The organism is Hanamia caeni, from assembly GCF_003721595.1.
Classification (GTDB): Bacteria; Bacteroidota; Bacteroidia; order Chitinophagales; family Chitinophagaceae; genus Ginsengibacter; species Ginsengibacter caeni.
On record NZ_RJJR01000001.1, the window covers coordinates 1 to 24,626 of the forward strand.

Here is a 24,626-nt window from a genome sequence, read left to right on the forward strand (position 1 = left end):
AATACTACACAAAATTTATCTACATCAAATTGTGAATAAACCCACCTAAAATTTAAAAATAAAAAAAAGAGGCTATCCTTTTGAGACAGCCTCTTTTTTTGGTCCATTTCAAACAAAGTAAGGAATCAAAACCAATTTGTACGACTCCCGTACTTTTTTATATAATTTGCTTCAAAATTTTCACTAACGATTGTACGTAAAATCTCACTTAAAATTTAGCATGATTTTACATTCACCTGTAACCCTTTGTGGTATTGTGTTTCGACGAACAAAGCAAGGAATGTTATTAAAAAAATTAGAAGTCCCGCGATTATTTGCCAGCATTTTCTTTTCTTTGCAAAACTTTATTCATGTCTGATACTCAATTACCCCAGCCTGCGGTTCTCATTCTCGAAGATGGAAATGTTTTTCATGGAAGAGCGTTCGGAAAAAAAGGCACTACTACCGGAGAAATTTGTTTTAATACCGGGATGACCGGTTACCAGGAAGTTTTTACTGACCCCAGCTATTATGGCCAGGTGGTGATTATGAACAATGTCCACATCGGAAATTATGGAATAAATGATAATGAAGTAGAGAGTGATTCTGTAAAAGTGAAAGGAATTATTGGAAGGAATCTCGAAGAACAATATTCGCGTTTTGCAGCCGATAATTCTTTGCAGGAATATTTTGAAAAACAAAACATCGTAGCTATTGATGGCGTTGATAGCCGTGCGTTGGTGATTCATATTCGCGAAGCAGGCGCTATGAACTGTATTATCTCTTCCGAAAATAAAGATATACCTGAGCTGAAAAAGATTTTGGCAGCTGTTCCTTCAATGGATGGCCTTGAGCTTGCATCAGCCGTTTCTACCAAATCCACTTACACATTAGGAGATGAAAACAGCAAGCTAAAAATTGCTGTGCTGGATTATGGAATTAAAAAGAATATTTTAAACTGCCTTGTTGAAAGAGGAGCTTTTGTAAAAGTCTTCAATGCTAAAACCAGTTTTGCCGATTTGGAAAAATTTAATCCAGACGGATATTTTATCAGCAATGGCCCCGGTGATCCAGAGCCAATGGATTACGCGGTAGATACAGTAAAGCAAATTTTACATTCTAAAAAACCTTTCTTTGGTATTTGCCTTGGGCAGCAGCTTCTTGCACTGGCCAATGGTATTCCTACTTTCAAAATGCATCATGGCCACCGCGGGCTTAATCATCCTGTTAAAAATATTATTACAGGCCGCTGTGAAATTACTACGCAAAATCATGGCTTTGGCGTAGACCCTGACGCTGTGCGGAAAAATAGCAATATAGAAATTACTCATATCAACCTGAATGATGATTCGGTAGAGGGCATCAGGCTTAAAGACCGGCCGGCATTTTCGGTTCAATATCACCCTGAATCAACGCCAGGGCCGCATGACAGTCGCTATCTGTTTGATGAATTTTTTAAAATGTTGCCATCCTGATTCCTGTTTGTTTCCCTTTTTTTATAAAGTATTGAGTTATGAAAATATGCATTATCAACGGGCCAAATCTAAATTTGATTGGGAGCCGCGAGCCAGCCATTTATGGTTCAGAAACTTTTGAGCATTTTTTTCAAAAACTTCGCAAAGAATACGAGACAATTGACTTTGATTATTTTCAAAGCAATGTAGAGGGCGAACTTATCAATAAAATTCAACAATCCTCTGCAAACATGGACGGAATTATCCTGAATGCCGGCGGATATACGCATACCTCAGTGGCAATTGGCGATGCTATTGCCGCTATCAAAACTCCTGTTATTGAAGTGCATATTTCAAATGTGGGAGCGAGAGAAGATTTCCGGAAAATATCGCATATTACTGCAAAATGTGCAGGAACTATTTCGGGCTTTGGATTGAAAAGTTATTTGCTGGCAGTAGAATCGTTTATTAAAAATATTTGATTCGCCCAAAGCTATATCAAGACAAAGATGGTGATTAAATAATGGTTTACTATCGGGTAGCAGTAAAGCAACAAATAAAGTTGTTTTTATTTTATTTATTTAAACCTATCAATGCTGCATTTAATAATATGCGGCAATGCTGAACCCAGAAATTATTGAATTTCTTTCGGAACAGTAAAAAAGAAGCTACTTCCTTTGTCCACTTCAGATTCCACCCAAATTTTTCCTCCCAGGTTTTCAATTATTTTTTTGGTGATGGCAAGGCCTATTCCGGTTCCTGAATATTCATTTTTATCATGGAGCCGCTGAAATATGATGAATATTTTTTCAAAATATTGAGGCTCTATGCCTATTCCATTGTCATTCACACGAAAACGCCAATATTCGCTTTCTTCTGTTGCAGCTATGCTGATTTTGGGGCGAATACCGTGATTTAAGCGGCTATATTTTAAACCATTGCTGATGAGATTTTGAAATACCTGCCTCAGGGCTGTTTTTGGCGCAGCAATTTCAGGCAAATTTTCAATTAAGATTTGCGCATGGGTTTCTTTTATTTTTTGCTGATGCAAGTCCAGAATCTCTTTTACAACAGCATTCAGATTTACTCTTTCATCATTGGATTCATTTTTCCCGGCTCTTGAGAATTCAAGCAAATCCAAAATCATCTGTCTCATTCTTTTAGCGCCGTCTACAGCAAAAAAGATATATTTTTTACCCTTCTCGTCTAATAAATCACTGTATTTTTTTTCGATTTGACTAAGAAAACTGGTTACCATTCTTAAAGGTTCCTGCAGGTCGTGGGAGGCTACGTAGGCAAATTGTTCAAGCTCCTGGTTAGATACGATTAATTCTTTTGCCCTTTTCTCTAATTTTTCATTCAAGGCTTTTAGCTGACATTCATTTTCTTTCAATTTGGTAATATCCCTGGAAGCGCCAATCATTCGTATAGCTTTGCCTTCCTTATCGCGGCTAATATAAGCGCGGTCGTACACTATCGCATAAGTGCCATCAGGCTTAAGGAACCCGTATTCATCTTCCCAATAATATTCTGACGGATTATTAAAAAGCGCCTGCCTGTTGTTGCAAATGCGTTTCCAATCTTCCGGATCAACATGATTTCGCCAAAAGCTATCAACTTCCTCAGGAGGGATAAATTCGTAGCCTAATGCGGCTTCCAATGATTTTCCCGGCCTTACTACCTGGTTTTCAACGAGGTCCCAATCCCAGATGGAATCATTAGTAGCCCTTGCAACAATGTTATAGCGTTCAATACTTAGCTGCAGGGCTTCTTCATTTTTTTTACGGTCGTCAATATCCTGAATGCTTCCATATAATTTGGTAATTTTTCCGTTAATAATTTCAGTTTCTCCGATTAGTCTTACCCATCGGACATTGCCTTTGCCAGTGCGGATTTTGGTCTCAACATCAAATGGAACGCCTTTTTCAAGCGCGTCATTATAAGCTTTAATAGTTTTTTCTTTCGATAACTCGGGAGGATAGAATTCGGTTATTCTTTCTAAAGTGGGTTTGAAATCTTCGGGCACTTCATAAATAACTTTGGCAATGCTATTCCAATACAATACACCGGTTCCATAGTTTAATTCATAACTGCCGATGCGCGCCAGCTTGTTTGATTTATCCAAAAGTTGTTCAAGCTCTTTCCTTTCAGTAATATCCTGCATGCCGCCGGCTAATTTTATCGCTTTGCCATCAACATCCCTGATAAAAAATCCTTTGTCTAACACATAGGCATAGCTGTTATCGGCCCTCCTGAAACGGTATTCAAGTATCCAGTTTGTGCTGTCGCTATTGATGGCTTCATTAATATTTTTAAGCACACGCTCTTTATCATCAGGATGGATATTCTTTTCCCAAAATTCTTCTTCGCTGTTTAATTCGTCTAATTTATAGCCAAAGCGGGTTTCAAAGCCCTTTCCCCAGAACGCCTTATTTTTTTTAAAATCCCAATCCCATATCACATCTGAAGTGGCTTTTGATACCATTTGATATCGCAGGTTGCTTTCTTCAAGAGATAGTTCGAGAAGCTTTCTTGTTGTTACATCCTGGGCAATGCCTTCAAATATTACAGGATTATTATTTTCATCTTTAATTAAATTTCCATTTTGATGAATCCATTTTATGCTTCCATTGGGCGTAATTATCCGGTATTCAATTTCCTGCCCTTTCAATCCGTTAAAAATGTCGTCGCGGAATTTTGTATATAATTTTTTGTCTTCAGGATGTACAATCTTTATGAAATTTTCTAATGTGGGCTTAAAACTATTTCTTGTTAATCCGCCGATTTCAAATAAAGTTTCAGACCAATAAATTTCCATGGTCTGAAGATTGTGCTTCCAGTAGCCAAGTTTGGCGATGCTTTGCGCAGATCGTAATTTTTCTTTATGATCTTTTAATTCATGTAGAATGCTTTCGCGCTCCGTTACGTCAAATGAATCTATTACCATGCAGGCCTTTCCATTGTATGAGCACTTGTGGCCGGAAACTTCCGCTTTAATTTTAGTTCCATCTTTTTTAACCTGTGTAAAAATTCCAAACCTGTTGAGGCCTTCTATTTTTGCAATATGTTTGTGTATTTCAGCCATCCTTGGTAATTCTTCAGGCGATTTCAAATCGTTCGTTACCATTTTGAGAAACTCATTGCGACTATAGCCGTAATGTTGAACCGCTGTATCATTAACGTCAATAATTTTGCCGCTATCCAACTCAAATACCCATTTTGGCGTTGTGCTGTATTCAAACAAAAACTTATATCTTTCCTCTGATTCTTTCAATTCTTTTTGCGCCTGCACTCTTTCAGAAACGTCCCTGATTATCATGGAAGTGCGGTTTGTACCTGCTGAATGATTAAATATGGCTGAACTTATTTCTCCTAAAAAAATGCTTCCATCTTTTCGGCGAAAAGTTAATTCTCCTTTTACCTTTCCTTTTTTCATCCGTTCATCCATGATTTTTGAAAATGCCTTTTCTTCTGTAATCACAAGCCCCTTTCGTCCGGCATGGCAAATTTCCTGTTCTGTCATTTGAAACATTTTGCAGGCGGCAGGGTTAGCGGCTAATACGCGCCCATCTGTAACGGTCAATAAAATCGCATCTAAGCTATTTTCAAAAAACGTCCGGTATTTTTCTTCGCTTGTTTTTAGTCCATCCTCGGCTTCTTTTCTTAAAGTGATATTATGAAAATTATCAACAATCCCGTTTATTGCAGGCACATGAAGCATATTGGTGATAGAACCTTCTACCCAAATCCAATCGCCGTTTTTATGTTTGCACCGGTATTGCATTACTGGAAGCGAGATGCCGGGTTTTTCCAAACATTCAGGAATCATTTCCAGGATTCTTGTTTGATCATCAGGATGCACCACATCATAAATAGAAACGCCGACGGCCTCCTCTTCACTATATCCCAAAACCCTAGTGATAGTGGGAGATGCATACGTAACCATTGCTTCTGTATTGATAATTACGATTGCATCAACCGTATTTTCAATCAATGCGCGAAACCTTGTTTCTGACTTTTGCAGCTTTTCAACATAATCTTCCTGTTTTCTGTCAATGCGGAATTTATTTATTGCTTCTCGAATTGTCTTTTCCAGTTTTTCAAGCTGATGATAGTTTACATAATCAAAGGCTCCTGCTTTTATAATTTCTATAATTTTTTCAACAGGCGGATTATCAGCGATCAGTATTAACGGAATCTTTTTCTCTTTGTTATTTAAGATTTCAATTGCCTTTAGCACTGGAAGATCTATAGTAGTTTCAGAAGCCAGAATAACGTCAGGCCCGGATTTGATGGCCTTTGTAAATTCTTTTTTTGATTGGATTAAAATTTCAGTAAAATAAAAATTTGATTTTTTCAGCGCCTTCTGAATACTTGCCACTACGTTCTCATCATCAAAAACAAATAAAATCTGAATTGCTTTTTGTACCTGATTACTATTTCTTTTTCTGTTTGATACTTTATTGTTTTGTCCGGATTGTTGTGTCATTTTAGAATGAACTTTGGATTAATAAACAGTTTCAGAGGCTTTTTATTTTGGTGGATTAAACTTTTTTATAGTAAACGAACAAATTTGCTATTTTTTTGTTTCTGTTAAGCATTCCCGGCAAACGGGTATTTTTTTTTGATTTAAAAATTGTCGCTTAAAACGAACTAGGTCTCCTGAAAAAATTAATTATCGATGGGGGTCAGCTGCTGAAGCTACTTTTATAAAGTTAAAATGTTTTTGCCGCATTTCTATCGGTAATTGGCAAAATCAGCCAATGGTGTTGTTACCGGAGAACTTTATTTTTGAAAAAAAAATTATGGAAAAAAGAGAAACAATTACTATTGCCACCGAAATCAATGCTGCAATTGATACGGCATGGAAGGCATGGAACAACGCCGGTGATATTGTTCAATGGAATGCAGCGTCAGACGATTGGCATACCACTAAGGCTGAAAATAATTTGCAGCCGGGTGGAAAATTTTCTTATAGGATGGAGGCAAAAGATGGAAGCTTTGGATTTGATTTTGGTGGAACCTACGATAAAGTGATTCGATATCAATTGATCGAATATACGATCGGCGATGGCCGCAAGGTAAAGGTTCAATTTTCTTCTCGGAATAATAAAACACTGGTCGAAGAAACCTTCGAGGCTGAAAATCAAAATTCAATTGACATGCAAAAGGCCGGATGGCAGGCGATCCTGGACAATTTCAGAAAACATTGTGAATCGCTTTAAAAAAACAATTGAATAACGCGGAGCCATTCAAAAGCCTGAAAATTTTATCAGGAAGCAGGCACTTTATGAAAATGAATGCCGCGTGCTTCCGGGCCTGCCAATATGATGATCGCGCCAACAGCTAACACGCTACCGGCAGCTATTTCCATTGCTGTAGCATAGCCCAGGTTTTCAGCCAGAGTTGCTTCCACATAAGGAACTGCTGCTGCTATCAAAACGCCGAGTTGATAAGCGAAGCCCGGAAAAAAGCCGCGAACCGGCCCGGGTGATAATTCATTGATATGCGCCGGAATAATTCCCCAGGCGCCCTGCACCATAAATTGCATTCCGAATGCGCCGAGGGCGATAAGAACGCTTCCTCCCGCAAGTAGCCATAATGGAATAAGCAACAGCGCAAGAACCACAGCTATTGCCATCATTTTTTTTCTGCCATAAAAGTCGGAAAGATATCCAAAAAATAAGCCGCCCAAAATAGCGCCTACCATTGAAATCATCGTTATCACAGCAGTTTCGTGAGGATCAAAATTCTTTTGCTTTTGTAAAAATGTCGGATAAAGGTCCTGGGTTCCATGCGAAATAAGATTCATCATGGACATCAGTAGCACTAAGTATAAAAATAATTTCCAGTTCTTTTTTATCGCGTTGCCATATTCTTTCCAGCTTAATGAACGGTTAGCTTTCCAGGCTTCTGTTTCTTTTACTTTGCTCCTGATAAAAAGCGTAAGCAGCGCGGGCAAGCCGCCTACAAAAAACATCGCTCTCCAGCCAAATTTTGGAAATACAAAATAATAAGCGGCGGCAGCGAGTAAAAATCCAAAGGCGTATCCTTCCTGCAAAAGCCCTGACAAAAGCCCCCGCCGTTTTACTGAAACTGTTTCCATCACAAGAGAAGCACCCACTCCCCATTCGCCGCCCATGCCAACGCCATATAAAAATCGCAGCGCTAAAAACACCTGGTAATTTGGCGCAAGGCCGGATAATATTTCCATTACTGAATAAAAAATAATGGAAATCATAAGTGGTAATTTTCTACCAATTCTGTCGGAAAGTAACCCGAAAACTAACGCGCCTACTGGCCTCATTACGAGGCTTGCGGTTAATGTCAGGGCCATTTCAGGCACAGTTACATTAAAATCTGTTGCCACCGTAGCGAGCACAAATGTGAGAATGAAAAAATCAAATGCATCCAGCGTCCATCCCAGGAAACCTGCAAGCATGGCGTTTGTTTGATTACGCCGGGTTTCTTTATTTGTGATGAAGTTTGCGTTCTCCTGCATTGTTTACATTAAATTGATTTTAATTTTTCATCATGTAGTATAAATGTTCCGGTACATTTCAAGCTGACGTTAAATACTGTAAGTGCTAAATTACAAAAATGCAATTAGCAACAATTCAAATTGATTGCCTTTGACAAATTAAATTTTGAAAGTAAAAATAAAAATACGGGTATTTGTGGCTTCACTATAACGGTTACGGCTAAACGTTTATTTTTATGCTTCGCATTGGCTCACTCAATGATAATCTATTCACCGCCGGGAATTTGAATAGAACACTTAATCTGATTAATACCATCAGTGAATGAAAAAGTTCCGCAGATGATCGAAAAAAATAAATAAGAAGAGCCGCTCCTGCAGTTTTTATAAAAAAAATACCTCACAATTTTTCAGCAAAAGGTGAGGCAACAATTCATCTTTCAAGTCCAGATTTAAACGCGGGTATTTCCCAAAATTTGATTGTTCAATTTTGAGTGTTTTGTAGCCGCCTCCTTAGCAACGGCCGTGATAATAATTTTTCCATTTTTTAATCCTTCAATATATCGAACCATTTCATCTTTAGGAATACCCGATTTTAAAACAGCTTCTGTTATAGTAAATGATCCCTTTGGGTCGGTAATGTCAAAATCTGATTCCATAGGGCCTGACACAACCAGGCCAGGCCATGGAATTTTGAGGTTCGTTCCGAAGGAAGAAAAATTATCCGCTATTCCTCCTGTTACATTTTTAGCGGTTTTTTTTGAAAGATGATTAGTTGAAAAATCAGAATAATACCGAAGTTGAGTGTCTTTACTCATCAGCACATTGATTTCACCGATGGCGTATCCACAGGATCTTAATGAAAAGTATGCTTCTTCAGCACTCATCTTGTCATCATAAATGCCGGTAAGTAATTTTTTATTTTCGGCTAACAGGTATTTTTCCATTCGGCTTGTTTGGATTATTATTCATGGTTTAGGACATTAGTTAGAAGACAAACCACGTACCAAAATTTTTAATTTCGATAAAAACTTATACAGGGATGTGAATTGTCAAATACAGGGTAGTATACGGTTTGTTTTCATCAATGGTAAAACCATCGGTTTCTCATTTTTATCCCATGCTTGTAAAGCCAATCTTAATCGTGATTTCCATCTAAAAAAGATGAAAATCTAACTTTTTATTCTTTTACTGTGCTGCTTATTCTTTATCGTCAGCATTAAAGTAATTATCAAAGAACAGTGCCTGGTATTGAATGGCATTGGCCCAGAATGCCCATGTATGCCCGCCTGGCCTCACCGTAAAGTCATGTGGAATATTTCTTTCTAATAATTTTTCATGTAATTCTTTATTGACTCCATAAAAGAAATCTTCAGTGCCACAGGTGAAAGTGATGGCGAGCGAATTTGGAGTTAGCAGGTAAATTAAATTAATGTCGGTATTTTTTTCCCAGTTCCCAGGATGATCTTTGAAAGAACCCAGCCGTTTGCTCAGATCCCAGTTGAGCGGAAAAGGCCTGATGTCCACGCCGCCACTCATGCTGCCTGCTGCGCCAAAAATATCCTGGTGCCGGAATGAGAGATAGAACGCGCCATGGCCACCCATGCTCAAACCAGTGATAGCTCTGCCTTTTCTTGATGCGTTGGTGCTGTAGTGTTTATCGATATATGGTATCAGTTCTTTGGTAATATACGTTTCGTATCGCCATGAAGAATCTACAGGGCTGTCAAAATACCAGCTACCAAAATTTCCATCGGGGCATACTAATATTACATTGTACTGGTCTGATAATTTTTTTATGCCAGGCGCTTTGGTTACCCAATCTGCATAATTGCCGCTATATCCATGCAGCAGATAAATTACATTATAAGAATTATTTTTTGAATAATTATCCGGAGTTATTACCACGGCTTTTATATTCTTCTTCATTGATTGGCTGTAAGTCAGCGCTGTGTCTACCTTGGCAGCAAATGAATGACCTGAAAAAATAATCAGCGACACAAAGAAAATGTGAATCAATATTTTTTTTGGGAATGGTGCAAATGAAATGTGCGGCTTCATTGAATTTTATTTTTTGACATGAAGATATTTATTCAGGTTCGGATTGGAAAAATTTTTCTAAATTGAATCTAGAAATTATTTTCTAAAACGCCTGTATAGCGTGGAGCCAAAATAGAAATCAAACAAATTTGTTGGTTACTGTATTGCGGTAAAACAAAAAATAAGCTGCCACAAAATTTTGGACAGCTTATTAAAACGGTTTTTCAATGCAGGACAAATATCTTGTCTTCGTTACAAATACATTCAAAATGTTTCCAGGGAATAAGTTTTGCGAAAGAGTGTTGGAGCGGTGTAAAATTAGTATTCGGATTCTTAAAAAAATTATATTATTTTATCAAATGCTTACAAAATTTTATCCAATACTGAATTTAAAATGGATAATCAATACCGATAGTAGCATTGAAATTTTCATATCGCCATATTTTGTCGTCCAGAGAGCCTCCGAATAAGTGCCTGAAATTGACAGCCGGAAATTGCCAGCCATCATTCTCCAAAACATCGGGTCGCTTAAACCTGAACGCCACATCAAACCTGATCAGAAAATAGCTGAAATCAAACCGGAAGCCTACTCCGGACGAAAGGCCAAGTTGTTTATACAGATTTTTAAATTTGAATTGCGTGGTATCTGTAGCGCCATCGGGCCTGGTATCTTTAAAATTCCAGATGTTGCCAAAATCAGTAAATAATGCCATTTTAAACAAAACCGCATTTGAAAATAAAGGCGCTACATCAAACCGGTATTCGGCATTGCCTTCCAACTGGATATCGCCCGTGCGATCATTAAAACGGATTTGGTTGGTTTTGTAAGGCGCTAACGGCTGGCCGCCCACGCCAATTCCCCTGACCGGCCATCCGCGCATGCTGTTAGGCCCGCCTCCGAAATATTGTTTGAAGAAGGGGAGCGTTGTATCGTTTTTTGAAATCGGAATTCCTACGCCCGCAAATGCCCTGAAAGCCAGGGCAGATTTGGGATGATTGATAGTATAAGTATAGTCAATATCCGCCTTGATAAATTCTTTTAAATATTTATTGAAGAAATTTCCCGTCTGGGGCGTTTTGTCTTTCAATTTTAATAAGTCCCAAAGCAATCCTGATTCTTCAAGATTTATTTTCAGGTTGGTAATTAATTTAGGATTGCGCGGATTGGCTTTTGCAAGATTATAACTTACACCTGCGCCCATCACCAGCGCTGTGTTAAATGAATACCTCAAAAACGGATTTTCGTTTAAGGTACTGTCAAAACTCTTGGAACGGTTGTATAACCGGCGGTAATCAAAATTAAAAAGTTTAAGACTCCATAAATGTTTGTCATTAGTGGTCCAGTTAAAACCATAACTGGTATTAAATACCTGCTGATTAAAAAAATCAATCCTGTTAATGAGCGATACGTTGGTATTGATGAATGACTGGGTAGTAATAACTTTCTTATTGTTGTAATTGGCAAAGGGAAATATGAATTTTGGAAATAGCAAAGTGTTTGAATAACTCAGCTCATTTGAGTTGATAAATGTGCCGTTGCTGTTACGATGAACGGTATTAAATTCTACTCCCGCCTTGATGCCATTCGTCATCCGAATGGCGGATTTGGCAAGGTTCCTGTCCGTTACCACCACGTTGGCCGACAAGCCTAAAAGATTACCGGTGGCGGATGTTGTAATGCTGCTGGTCGCATTGTTGGCTGAATAGCTCATTTCAATATTGCCTTCGAACGAATATCTTTTTAACGGAACAAGTTTGACTACCAGGTTTAAAAGATTTGTATCCTTTTGTTCAAGAATATCAATTGTAGGGCTTTCCCAAACACCAAGCTTATAAAGGTCATTAATAGTTTTAAAATAGGCGTCCTGCCTGAAAACACTATCTTTTTTTAAAGACAAGTTCCGGTCGATTAATGAAAATTTAAAAAGCTTACGATGGTATTCGGCGATATAATTTTTAAAAGTTCTTTTATGCAGTGTTGAATCTGTGAATAAATCTCCTGTCAGGTAATCAGGAAATACATACACCTGGTTGATATAATACTTCTGAAGATTACTGCTGTCAGGCAAATTATTTAATTGAAATCCAAGTCTGATAGTCGGGTTTTTTCTTTTTTCCTCAGCTTCGGCCAATAGCCGCAATTGCTCAAACGGATCCTCTGAAACACTTGTCAGCGCAGCAATAGACGTGTCGCCGGTCGCTCTTATATCATCCGCTGTGAATTTATAATAGCCGTTGTTTTTAAAAAGATTCACCAGCCTGTTTGTTTCATCTACAATGCCTGTGCGGGATACTGGCGTATTAGGCTTCAATTGTGATTCATCTTTTGTACTCACAGCTAATTCCTGCAGTTGTGGATGGGTGAAAAGATAAGCCACGGTATCTATCAGGGTTCGTTTACCTGCGTCCACATCATAAGTTATAGTTACCCTTTGTTGATTCACACGTTTGGTGACGGTATCAAAAGAATAGTTGATGGAAGGAGAATAGAACCCTGAATTCATGAGCAACGCGTGCATATTAGCGGCAGAAGTGGCTACGGCATTGGTGTCAAAAGCAGGCGGGTGCACATAGTAATGAAAAATGAAAAATTTATCTTTCACATTTACCCTTGCGCTATCTACAAGCTGGGTATTTAATTTAGATTTTAAAACCGCTTTCTCATCCTTACTTACCTTTTCCGCCTTCAGTTTAATATTGTTTTTAAAAACGAAAGGAACATTTTTTTGATATTTTTGAACAATCACACAACCGGGCAACAGAACAACACAAAAAACAATTCCTAAAAATAAAACGGATAAAGGAGGTGGGCTAATACCTTTCATAATTTAAAAACCATGTTGAGCAAAAAGATTGTCAAATATATTCAAAGTTTAAGCCTTAAAAAATTCAGGGATGCTGAAGGCGCCTTTATTGCAGAAGGACCAAAAATTGTAAACGAATTTCTTTCTGAAAAAAAGCTAAAATGTATTTTGATTTGCGCAGTGAAAGATTGGTTAAACGAAAACAGCCTTTTATTGGAAGGGCAAGATATTTCCGCTATGTATGAGATTGATGAACATTGGCTTAAAAGCATTTCCCAGTTAAAAACTCCTAATAAGGTGGTAGCTGTTTTGGGTAAAAACGATGCTGATTTACCAAGCCTTACCGGAAAAATTTCTATCCTGCTCGATGATCTGCAGGACCCGGGGAATCTTGGAACTATTATTCGCATCGCCGACTGGTTTGCCATCGAAAATATTATTTGCAGTGACACTAGTGTCGATTGCTACAATCCCAAAGTGGTACAATCCTCGATGGGAAGCCTTGCACGCGTGAATGTATTTTATAAAGATTTGCAGCAATTCCTGCCTGAAAACTCCGCAATTAAAACTTATGCAACTACTTTAAATGGCGCTTCCATTTTTAACTTCCCAAAGTTAAATGAAGGCTTTATTCTGATTGGAAACGAATCAAAAGGCATTCACAATAATCTGTTGAAACTTTGCACACATCAAATTACTATTCCCAGGATAGGCCACGCTGAATCTTTAAATGCAGCTGTGGCAACCGGCATTATTCTATCCCAAATCATTAAGGCCCTTAACTCACCGAAATAATAAGCCGCTGATTTTCTTCTTTAAAAGATTGGTTTACCAATTCAAATTTTATTTAAGGTAGTTTTCTTTTTAAAAAATTTAAAAAGTATTTGGAACTTATGTTAATAATATATTATTTTCGCCGAACTTTAACATAAGCTATGATTAATGAGAAAAGAAATTTAATAAGAAATAAAATTCTCAAAGAATTATATTTTGAAAGCAATCTTTCTTGTGCCGACCTTTCATCGCGGATACATAAAAGCTTTCCTCTTACTTCAGGTTTTATTGAAGAACTGGTTAAAGAGAACCTGGTGATTGAATCCGGTTATGCTCCATCAACCGGTGGCCGCCGCCCGTTAACGTATTCAGTAAACAACGATGTCACCTACCTGGTATCTGTAGCAATGGACCAATACGTGACAAAGATTGCCGTGATGGATATGAAAAACCGGTTTGTGATTCCTGTTGAAAAGATACTTCTGCCGCTCGCTGATAACACAAAAGCAGTGGCAGCCCTGGTTGAGAATCTGGTACGGGTTATCGATTCGTGCGGAATTCCAAAAGAAAAAATTGCCGGAGTAGGAATCGGGATGCCGGGATTTGTAAACGTCGACAAAGGGATCAATTATTCTTTTCTGCAGCTACCCGGCAATGAAAGCCTTACGGATTATTTCTCAAAAGAATTAGGGCTTCCGGTATATATCGACAACGATTCCAGCCTGATTGCCCTTGCTGAATACTATTTCGGAAAAGCAAGGAATGAAAGGAATGCGATGGTAATCAACATAGGGTGGGGAATAGGCTTGGGGATGATTTTGAACGGTGAGCTTTTCAGGGGGCATGATGGATTTGCCGGAGAGTTTAGCCACATTCCTCTTTTTTTAAACGGTAAGCTTTGCTGGTGTGGTAAAGTGGGTTGTCTTGAAACCGAAACCTCTCTTTTGCTGATGATACAAAGCGCCAAAGAGGGGATTGAAGAAGGCCGCAAATCAAGGTTGAAGCACCTTCCTTTTGGTGATTTGGAATTAGCTTTTGAAGGTATAGCCCGTGCGGCCCAGGAAGGAGACCAGTTTGCTGCAGAATTGTTTTCAAAGGCCGGACATAATATAGGCAAAGGAGTAGCTGTGCTTATTCATCTTTTCAATCCACATAAAATTATTTTAAGTGGCCGCGGTTCGCTGGCGGGAAAGGTATGGCAGGCGCCTATTCAGCAAGCCTTAAATGAATTTTGTATTCCGAGGCTTCACCAGGGAACGGATATTGAAGTCTCCAATTTAGGCGCAAATGCTGAACTGATAGGCGGCGCGGCGCTGGTGATGGAGAATTATGATTACCTGTCAGAAATTATAGACAATGCAAATAAAAAAACTGCCTGATTCAACTAATTATAAACTTCTTTTTTTAACAAAAAGCACAAATCCGATTCATTTATTACAAAAACAAATGCAATGACAAAAATTGTTTTCAAACTTTTGCTCTGCCCTATTTTCTGCGCCTTTGCGCTTGTTGCGGCAGCGCAACAAAAATCAGTAACCGGGACGGTTACTGACGACCAGGGTACCCCGATACCCAATGTATCTGTCCTTTTAAAAGGATCAACTTCGGGAGTAGCCACAAACGACAACGGAAAGTTTTCCATTTCTGTGCCTGGAAATTCCAGCGTGCTCGAATTTTCTTCTGTTGGCTATGTTTCAAAAGAAGTGCCTGTTGGCGCGTCAAGTTCATTGACAGTAGTTTTAAACAGCGAGCAGGGACAACAAATGCAGGGAGTAGTAGTAACGGCTCTCGGCGTAAAGCGCCAGGAAAGATCGCTGGGCTATGCTACTTCTACTGTTTCGTCTAGCGATATTGTAAAAACTGCCCCCACCAATTTTGCCAGCGCATTGTATGGTAAGGTTCCGGGATTGCAGGTATCGCAATCACCAGGCGGCTCCACTTCCGGTGTGGTAATGCAGTTGCGGGGAGTAAACTCTATCAGCTTCAGTTCCACCCCGCTTATTATTTTGGATGGAGTTCCTGTCAGAGATGGACCTTTTAACAACGGCAATTATTGGGGCGACCAGCGTGTAAGGTCTAATGGTCTTACTGATTTGAACACGGAGGATATTGAAAGTGTTACCGTGCTGAAAGGCGCTGCTGCGGCTGCTTTGTATGGCTCTGAAGGCAAAAATGGTGTTTTGGTACTTACGAGTAAAAAAGCCAAGAAAGGCTTTAATGTTAATTTCAACGCCACATATTTTCAAAATGAGGTGGCCTATTTGCCTGAACTTCAAAACGTGAGAGGAGCGGGGTTCCCGGTTCCTTATGGAATTTATGCAAGTGGCCCCGATGGATTTGGAAGCTATACTTTAGATGGAACTACCTACAGAACAAATTTGCAGGCCGGCTTAAGCTTTGGCCCTAAGTTCGACGGTAAACCAATTTTATCATGGGATGGGAAAGTGCGTCCTTATTCGCCGCAACCGGACAGGTATAAAAATCTGTTCCAAAAAGGGCAAAACTCTTCACAGAACGTTTCCATCAGCAGCGGAACAGATAAAGCTGATATCCGCTTGTCTTTGACTCATGATAATTTTGAAGGCGTTAGCAAAAACTCTAAGGATGAGAGATTGAATGCCAATTTTACAAGTACTATTAAGTTTAGTAAAAATTACTCGCTGGATATTATGATCAATTATATGAACCAGCATGTTCATAACCGTCCTTATCTTGTAGACAGGCTGATTAATAATTTCACAGGAATGATGCCGGCTTTTGACAACGGCGCCTGGTATTATGATAAATACAGAACCAGCCTCGGATATAAATATGTTACGGGCACCAATCCAAGTTTAACGCCCGATGAAAATCTAAAAATACCGAATTACAGAACCGATATTTTGGATTATGTATGGAACATGATGTCAAACAATGAAGATGATTATAATAACCGGTTGATATCAAGCATTACCAATAATCTTACCATTATAGACGGACTAACATTGCGTGGCAAAATTGCGACTGACGCCACTTTTAACCAGACCTTTAGTAAAAACCTTTCATCACAGCCAGTTCAATATGGTCCTAGCGGCTACTATGCGCAATCAAATTATAACTATAGTATTTTGTACGGTGATGTGTTAGCTACCTATATGCGTAATATAACAAAAGACTTGGAATTTTCTATCATGGGTGGCTATAGTGGCCGCAGAGAAAAAGGGATGACCACCAACGTCGGAACCAATGGCGGACTTTCAGTTGAAAATAAATTTGATTTAAGTGCGTCTTATAATACCCCGTTCAGCAGCGGCGGTGGTCAAAGCTACTTTACTACAGATGCTTTCCTGGGAACTTTAAATTTTAACTATAAAAACTATGCTTTTATAGAAGGAACCATAAGGAGAGACAGGACCTCTACGATGAATCCTAATAATAACTCTTTCGTATATCCCTCTGTAAATGCAAGCCTTGTTTTGTCTGACATGTTTAAACTACCTACTGTAATTAACTATGCTAAATTAAGGGCATCGTGGGGAACAGTGGGTAGCTATCCACAAGCTTACCTCGCTAACGTAGCCTATAATACCGGCAATTTGGGTGTGCAATTACCAGGAACTAACCCGGTGTTGACCACATCCACCATTACAAACCCGTATGGTAATGATAACATCCGTCCTGAAATGAAAAAAACCTATGAATTTGGGTTGGCAATCGAAACATTTGAACGCAGGTTAAATTTTGATTTCACTTATTATCACGATAATGTATATGATTTGCTTATCAATTTATCATTGCCACAAAGCATGGGTGCATCAACGATTCTTTCCAATGTTGCCCAGTTGTCCAATAATGGTTTTGAAGCAAATATTAATGCAATTCCGGTACGTACAAAGAATTTCCAATGGTCTCTTAGCCTGAATTATTTTAGCAATAAAAACAAGATTGATAAGCTGGCAACGGGGTCCGATGAACTTATCCATTCTGATAACGATGGTAATGCTTACCAGATAAAATCAGTTGTTGGCCATCCGGTTGGTGATATTTATGTTCATCCGTTGCTGGTGAACAGTAAAGGTCAGCCAATCATCACAAGCGATGGACTTTACCAGCAGGATCCAAACAAAATGGTTTCAGGTGGTAACAGCCAGGTAAAGGGTGCCGGTGGTTTCAACAATACTTTTTCTTACAAAAACTTTGATTTAACCCTGGTTACTGATTTCAAATATGGCGGTTACGTCATTCCTACCGGTTTGTTCTGGATGAACAGCCGCGGTATTACTAAAGAAAGCCTTAAGTACATGGATGCAGATCATGGTGGTTTGAGCTATTACCTGGATGGGGATCTAAGAGGCATTCCTACTTCAGCAGCCCAGGGGCCAAATGGTGAAACTGTTTTACACGATGGCATGTTGCTGCCGGGTGTAACAGCAGATGGCAAAGAGAATACAAATATTATTTCGCAGGCATATTACTATTGGAATATTTATAACTGGGGTGGCCCTCAGTATTCTCCAAGTGCCCTATACTATTTGTATGTACAAAAAAATAATTATATCAAAATGAGGGAAATCTCCCTTGCTTACACATTGCCAACCAAAATGTCAGAAAAGGTTTGGGCAAAAAGATTGACCGTTTCAGTATTTGCAAGAAATCCATTTTACATATACAGAACAATAAAAAATATGGATGCTGAGCAATTGACAACCGGGAATGTTTGGTTCAATAATATTAGCAATGCTGGCAGCCAGCCTTCTACTAGAACTTTTGGCGCCATGTTAAGAGCAACATTTTAATAATAAAACGATAATAAGAATAATATGAAAAAGATAATTTTGGCCATCCTGGTTGTTGGGGTTTCAGGAATGTTTTCCTGCACCAAAAAACAATTTGCCGATGACTATATAAAGCCCACAACCGTAGCTACTACTACTATCGAAAAGCAGTTTTCGGGGTTTTTATCCTCTGACCTGGATTATGTGATGTATAAATATTGGAACTACTTTGTGGTTTTGCAAAACACTGCGCTCCCATGGTCGCAAGCAGTAGGGGTAAACAATACACAAGGCAGATACGTTCCCGGAGCAGCTTCTGTTTCCGACCGTTGGTCTAATTTTTACAACTTCCTTTCCCAGTATAAGGAATTGCTTAATGTATATGATCATGCTACTGACGATGAAAAAGCTGCGAAAAGAATATACATTATTATGGCTACAATCCACTATTACGATCGTTCCGAAAAGGTAGTTGATTTGCACGGTGATATTCCATGGTCAGAAGCAGGACTGTTAAGCACCAATAAGGGCAACGTGAGCGCTTCTTATGCAAAGTATGATGACGCTGCTACTATCTATACAAAAATGCTGGATGATTTAAAGGGTTTCTCCGATGAATTAAATTCTATTTCAGTTCCTGCTGCTGTATCAACCACTTTAAAATCTCAGGATTTTATTAATAACGGCAATATTGATTTATGGAAAAAATATTGTAATTCTCTTAGAATCCGTATGCTGATGAGGGTTTCCGGTGTTGCTTCTTTCAAATCAAGGGTGGATGCAGAAATGGCGGCTATATTGGGTAACCCCACCAATTACCCGATTGTAATGTCTAATAGCGACAATATTGCTATTAAAGTTTACAGTCCAACCAGCGGTATAAATAACGGTTCAGGCACCGGTAGAAGTGCAGATTTTTATACCGGCCTCATTGGATGGGGTGGAGGAGATGTGCCGACCAAGCAAATGATTGATTTAATGAACGCCAGCAATGATCCAAGATTGCCCATTATGTTCCAACCGGGCGATAGCGCCGGATCCACTTTTGCAGGATTAGATCCAATGTTAAATGGCAACGCCCAGACTGATGTTGTGAATTCAGGAAAATTGGCCAGGTATAATTTTCAAAATATTTCTCAGAATATTTACCTGCCTGGCATGCTGATTAATGCTTCAGAAGTTAGTTTTTATGTGGCAGAATATTATCTGTCCAAAGGCGACGACGCTGATGCAAAGGCTGCTTACGAAAATGGCGTGAAAACATCTATTGATCGTTATGCCAGCTACGCCAGTAAAACTGTAAGTGATGGTGCAAAAGCAACTTACCTTGCTTCGCAGTCGGTAGCATGGGCGGGTAACGATGCAGCAAAATTGAACTTGATCGCTACACAAAAATGGATAAACTATAGCGTGCTGCAGCCTTTGGAAAATTGGGCTGAAGTAAGGCGTCTGAAATTACCTGTACTGACTTTCTTACCCGATAATACAAATCCGCAGGAAATGCCTCCCAGCAGATGGCAATATCCCAGCAATGAACAAACATATAATGCAGAAAATTATAGTAAGGTGAAAGACGCGGATAAATTCAATGTGAAAATTTTCTGGGATGTAAAATAAATGAGGTATTAAAAATATAAACTAATTCCTTAAATTTTCTCATAATCAAGCAAGATTGCCAGCCCCTGAAAAGGTTGGCTTTCTTTTTAGGAGTATAGGAGATGAAGGCAATTTTATTTACTTTGAGAGAAGGTAAAAATCAATGAGCGATAATTTTTATCGTAGTCGAACAACTTGCTAAATGAAAAAGAATCATTCATATTCTCTTTTAATTTTTTCTTTTCTGGGGTTTTTTATATCCGGCTTTTCCTGGTTGTCCAATTCGCGAAAAGAAATTTTATCCCCCCGATCTGATCCTCCCGGCAAAGAACTGGCAAAAATTTATTGCGCTATGTGTCATTTGTTTCCTGAACCTTCTTTGCTTGACAAAGAAACATGGAAGCAAAAAGTGTTGCCCAATATGGGATGGCGACTGGGCATAAGAAATCCGGGTGATAATCCGTATGAGGGAATGGATAGCGAAGAAATGCGATTGGTTAAGACGCAAAATGTATACCCTTTACAAGCTGTATTGCAAAAAGAAAACTGGCAAAAAATAGTCGATTACTATACGGCCGCTTCTCCACAAAAGCCGTTACCACAGAAAGGCGTGCTTCCTGTTCATGATACTTTAACCCAATTCCATGCAGAGGAAGTTTACATCGGAAAAAAGATAACGCCCAAAACATGTATGGTAAAATTTGATCCTTCTACTTCATTTCTATTTGTTGGGGATGCAAACAATGAGGTGTATGCGATTAATAATAAACTTGAGGCGGTAGGTTTATGGAAAATGAAAAGCCCGGCGGTAGATATTGATTTTTCGATTCCGGATGTATTACGATTTCTATGCATCGGCTCTATAAGTCCTTCTGATAAAAAAGAAGGGGAAATAAGTGTAGTAGGACCCGGAGCGGCTGCATCAAAGCCTCTAATTTATGGATTTGAAAACCTCGCTCGGCCTGTTCAATTTGCTAATGCTGATTTAAACCAGGATGGCATCCACGATTTGATTATTTGCCAATTCGGAAATCACAACGGAAAATTAAGCTGGTTTGAAAATGGAGATCCTAAAAAAGAACACCTGCTTATAAACCAACCAGGAGCAAGAAAAGTAATTGTAAAAGATTTTAATGGAGATGGCAAACCAGATATCATTGCTTTGATGGCGCAGGCAAGAGAGGAATTGCTTCTTTTTTTGAATGACGGCAACGGCAATTTTACTCAGAAAATACTTGCACAATTTCCACCGGTGTATGGCGTCAGTTATTTTGAGCTCGCAGATTTTAACCATGATGGCCATCCTGATATTTTATTAACCAACGGTGATAATTGGGATCTTTCGCCGATTAAAAAATATTATCATGGAATCAGGATATTAATGAATGACGGGAAAAATAATTTTAAAGAAAAATTGTTTATCCCTTTTTATGGCGCAAGCAAGGCCATGGCTTTCGATTTTGATGGTGACGGCGACCTTGATATCGCTGCCATTTCTTTTTATGATGATCCCGAAAAGCCGGAGCAATCTTTTATGTATTTGGAAAATAAAGGTGATTTAAAATTCACTGCATCTACCACCAAATTAGCCGGCAAGGGCAAATGGCTGACAATGGATATTGGTGATTTTGACAACGATGGAGATACTGATATTTTTCTCGGCTCTTTTATTTATAATATTGCTGAGTTTTCCAAACTGGTATCAAAGGGCACTGCATCGTTTCCCCAAATTCTTCTTTTGAAAAACAATAGATTTAAATAAATCCATACACTATAGTATCTAATTTTTTTTAGCCATAAAAGCCCGTTTACTGATGAAAAAATATATTATTCTTTTACTTGTCAACCTTTATAGCATTCATCCTCTTTTTGCACAAAAACTTTTACCATATAAAAACCCAAAACTTAGTATAGAACAACGTGTAAATGACCTGCTTCAGCGCATGACGCCCGAAGAAAAATTCTGGCAAATGTTCATGATTCCCGGCGACCTCGATGATGCAAAACCAGAGCAATACAGCCATGGGATTTTTGGTTTCCAGGTAAGCGCAGCATCTTCTGATGTTAATAAGGCACAACAGATGCTTCATTACAATACCCGTGAAAGTGCAGCGGTATTGGCAAAGAAAATTAATTCGATTCAGAAATATTTTGTTGACAGCTCAAGGTTGGGTATTCCCATTATTGCATTTGATGAAGCATTGCATGGCTTGGTAAGAGGAGGTGCAACGGCTTTTCCTCAAGCGATAGCTCTTGCTGCAACGTGGGACACAACGCTGATGGGTGAAGTGGCAAACGCGATTGCTACCCAAACAAAGGCGCGTGGTATTCGCCAGATACTTTCCCCGGTTATCAATATTGCATCTGATGTTCGTTGGGGCCGTACGGAAGAAACGTATGGCGAAGATCCCTTTTTAACATCTGAAATGGGAGTGGCTTTTGTGGGCGCATTTGAAAGAAAAAATATCATAGCCACCCCCAAGCATTTTATTGCAAATGTAGGTGATGGTGGCCGGGATAGTTATCCCATCCATTACAGCGAAAGGTATCTGGATGAATTTTTTTTTCCTCCTTTCGAAGCAGTTATTGAACGTGCCGGAGCCAGATCTGTAATGACAGCCTACAATTCCTTAAACGGTGTACCGTGTACTTCAAACGATTGGCTTTTGAACAAAAAACTTAAAGAAGAGTGGGGGTTTAACGGATTTGTAATATCTGATGCGGCGGCTGTGGGTGGCGCAAATGTTTTGCATTATACAGCAAAAGATTATCCCGATGCGGGCAGACAGGCAATTGAAGGAGGCCTCGATGTAATTTTTCAAACTGCCTATGACCATTACAAACTATTTATTCCTCCATTTCTCGATGGAAGTATCGATAGCAATAAAATTAATGAGGCAGTAAAAAGGATACTGCGCGCGAAATTTGAATTGGGTCTTTTTGAAAATCCATATGTTTCGCAGCAGGATATAGAGAATGAATTGAGCACTGCTTACTATAAAAGTTTGGCAAAGAAAGCAGCAGTTGAATCAATCGTTTTATTAAAAAACAAACGCCCTGCTGGTTGGAAAAATAATATTCTTCCTTTATCTGAAAATATTAAATCTATCGTGGTAATAGGCCCGGATGCGATAGAAGCCAGGCTGGGCGGGTATAGCGGACCCGGCAATGGCAAAGTGAATATTTTAGATGGCATTAAAAAACGTGCCGGGAAAGGAGTGAAAGTTATTTATGAACCAGGCTGCGGAAGAGAATCCAAAGAATGGCGGGTGATTACTCCGGAGTTTCTGAGTCATGAAGTAAACGGCAAAACCGAGCCCGGACTAAAAGCCGGATATTTTAATAACATTTCTCTGGAAGGAAAGCCGGTTATTTCCAGGATTGATAATAAGATTGATTTTGGCTGGACTTTATTTCCGCCTGATCCGGCAATAAACCTCGATTTCTATTCAGTAAGATGGACCGGCTTTCTTACATCACCTCTTTCAGGAAATTTCAAAATCGGCCTTGATGGAAATGATGGTTTTCGCCTTTATATAAATGATAGCTTAATAATTAATAATTGGAAAAAGCAAACCTATAGCACGTTGATGGCTAATTATACATTTAATAAAAGTCAATCGTATAAAATAAAAGTGGAATTTTTTGAGCCTGTCGGTAATGCGCATATCAAATTAATTTGGAATGAAAATGTGAAAGATGACTGGCAACAAAAAATTGAGAAGGCCCTTAGCGCAGCTTCAAAAGTATCGGTAGCAGTGATTGTTACCGGTATAAAGGAAGGCGAATTTCAGGACAGGGCCATTCTTTCTTTGCCCGGTCATCAGGAAGAACTTATCAAGGCCGTAGCCGCAACAGGAACACCGGTGGTCGTACTTTTAACCGGTGGCAGCGCCATTACCATGAGTTCGTGGCTTTCTAAAGTGGATGGAGTGGTAAATGTTTGGTATCCCGGAGAGGAAGGTGGAAATGCGGTTGCTGAAATATTATTTGGTGATGCCAATCCTGCCGGAAGGTTGCCGATTACTTATCCGATATCTGAAGGTCAGTTGCCTCTGGTATACAACCATGAGCCAACCGGCAGGGGCGATGATTATAATGATTTGTCCGGGTTACCCTTGTTTCCCTTTGGTTTTGGTTTGAGCTATACCAATTTCGGTTACAGCAATCTCCGGTTTGATACAAATCATATCGGGAAGAATGATTCCACCGTAGTTCGTTTCACTTTGACAAATACGGGCAGTGTGGCGGGTGATGAAGTGGTGCAGTTGTATATCCGCGATTTGCTTTCGTCGGTGGTACGGCCTGTAATGGAATTGAAAGGTTTTCAGCGCATTCATTTGTCGCCGGGCCAAAGCAGGGAAATAATATTTACCATTACACCAACGATGCTAAGTATGCTGAATAAAGATTTGAATCGGGTAGTTGAGCCGGGCGATTTCAGAATCATGATTGGTGCTTCCTCAAGAGATATTCGTTTGAAGGGCACTTTGACTGTTCAGCCATAAAGGGCCTCAGTAAATGAATAATAAACAGCATTTTTTATTTGCACTTATCTGCTACATCAGTTCTGGTAAAAATTTCATCTGTATTTCCATTTGGTTGAACAGCAGAATAAAAATCTATCATAAAAGTTGCTTTACTGTAAATAGAAAATATTTTCTAATCAGATATTCCAAATATTTTAAATCATAAAAAAAGCGGCGGCCGTTATCTGAATTGCCACCGCTTTTTCTTCATTATAATC

The 24,626-nt window shown here is 39.0% G+C and carries 14 protein-coding genes; 9 read left to right on the plus strand and 5 right to left on the minus strand.

Going from position 1 to position 24,626, the window contains the following annotated elements; genetic code table 11:
- Nucleotides 1–350 precede the first annotated feature (350 nt).
- Complete coding sequence (carA, locus tag EFY79_RS00005) at nt 351–1,454, plus strand: glutamine-hydrolyzing carbamoyl-phosphate synthase small subunit (RefSeq protein WP_123118620.1); 1,104 nt, start codon at nt 351–353, stop codon at nt 1,452–1,454.
- A gap of 38 nt (nt 1,455–1,492) precedes the next feature.
- Entirely contained in the window at nt 1,493–1,915 is a 423-nt protein-coding gene (gene aroQ, locus EFY79_RS00010) for a type II 3-dehydroquinate dehydratase (RefSeq protein WP_123118621.1), read from the plus strand.
- A 152-nt stretch (nt 1,916–2,067) separates the two neighbouring features.
- Here aroQ and EFY79_RS00015 read toward each other — a convergent pair whose 3' ends face one another.
- The gene (locus EFY79_RS00015) at nt 2,068–5,922 is read right to left on the minus strand and encodes a PAS domain-containing protein (protein ID WP_123118622.1); all 3,855 of its coding nucleotides are present in this window, start codon (nt 5,920–5,922) and stop codon (nt 2,068–2,070) included.
- 316 nt (nt 5,923–6,238) lie between these two features.
- On the opposite strand from EFY79_RS00015, the gene EFY79_RS00020 reads away from it, so the two are divergent.
- Nucleotides 6,239–6,658: an SRPBCC family protein gene (locus EFY79_RS00020; RefSeq protein WP_123119200.1), complete on the plus strand. Its 420-nt coding sequence runs from the start codon at nt 6,239–6,241 to the stop codon at nt 6,656–6,658.
- Between the two features lie 47 nt (nt 6,659–6,705).
- Here the strand turns inward: EFY79_RS00020 and EFY79_RS00025 are convergent, their stop codons facing one another.
- The 4 genes from EFY79_RS00025 to tamL all read right to left on the minus strand — a co-directional run bounded on the left by EFY79_RS00025 (nt 6,706) and on the right by tamL (nt 12,776).
- On the minus strand, nt 6,706–7,935 hold the full coding sequence (locus tag EFY79_RS00025) for an MFS transporter (RefSeq protein WP_199727401.1): 1,230 nt from the start codon (nt 7,933–7,935) through the stop codon (nt 6,706–6,708).
- Nucleotides 7,936–8,363: 428 nt separating this feature from the next.
- On the minus strand, nt 8,364–8,858 hold the full coding sequence (locus tag EFY79_RS00030) for a hypothetical protein (protein ID WP_123118623.1): 495 nt from the start codon (nt 8,856–8,858) through the stop codon (nt 8,364–8,366).
- A 253-nt stretch (nt 8,859–9,111) separates the two neighbouring features.
- Entirely contained in the window at nt 9,112–9,972 is an 861-nt protein-coding gene (locus EFY79_RS00035) for an alpha/beta hydrolase (RefSeq protein WP_123118624.1), read from the minus strand.
- Nucleotides 9,973–10,340: 368 nt separating this feature from the next.
- Nucleotides 10,341–12,776: a translocation and assembly module lipoprotein TamL gene (gene tamL, locus EFY79_RS00040; protein WP_123118625.1), complete on the minus strand. Its 2,436-nt coding sequence runs from the start codon at nt 12,774–12,776 to the stop codon at nt 10,341–10,343.
- Between the two features lie 12 nt (nt 12,777–12,788).
- Between tamL and EFY79_RS00045 the strand changes: the two genes are divergently transcribed.
- From EFY79_RS00045 to EFY79_RS00070, 6 genes are all read left to right on the plus strand, one after another.
- On the plus strand, nt 12,789–13,550 hold the full coding sequence (locus EFY79_RS00045; RefSeq protein WP_123118626.1) for a TrmH family RNA methyltransferase: 762 nt from the start codon (nt 12,789–12,791) through the stop codon (nt 13,548–13,550).
- A 140-nt stretch (nt 13,551–13,690) separates the two neighbouring features.
- Entirely contained in the window at nt 13,691–14,908 is a 1,218-nt protein-coding gene (locus EFY79_RS00050) for an ROK family protein (RefSeq protein WP_123118627.1), read from the plus strand.
- A 72-nt stretch (nt 14,909–14,980) separates the two neighbouring features.
- Nucleotides 14,981–18,304 (plus strand): SusC/RagA family TonB-linked outer membrane protein, encoded by a 3,324-nt coding sequence (locus EFY79_RS00055; protein WP_123118628.1) that lies wholly within the window; start codon nt 14,981–14,983, stop codon nt 18,302–18,304.
- Nucleotides 18,305–18,328: 24 nt separating this feature from the next.
- On the plus strand, nt 18,329–19,900 hold the full coding sequence (locus tag EFY79_RS00060) for a SusD/RagB family nutrient-binding outer membrane lipoprotein (RefSeq protein WP_123118629.1): 1,572 nt from the start codon (nt 18,329–18,331) through the stop codon (nt 19,898–19,900).
- Nucleotides 19,901–20,081: 181 nt separating this feature from the next.
- Nucleotides 20,082–21,641 (plus strand): FG-GAP repeat domain-containing protein, encoded by a 1,560-nt coding sequence (locus tag EFY79_RS00065; protein ID WP_123118630.1) that lies wholly within the window; start codon nt 20,082–20,084, stop codon nt 21,639–21,641.
- A gap of 52 nt (nt 21,642–21,693) precedes the next feature.
- Complete coding sequence (locus EFY79_RS00070) at nt 21,694–24,387, plus strand: glycoside hydrolase family 3 N-terminal domain-containing protein (protein ID WP_123118631.1); 2,694 nt, start codon at nt 21,694–21,696, stop codon at nt 24,385–24,387.
- Nucleotides 24,388–24,626: the final 239 nt, after the last annotated feature.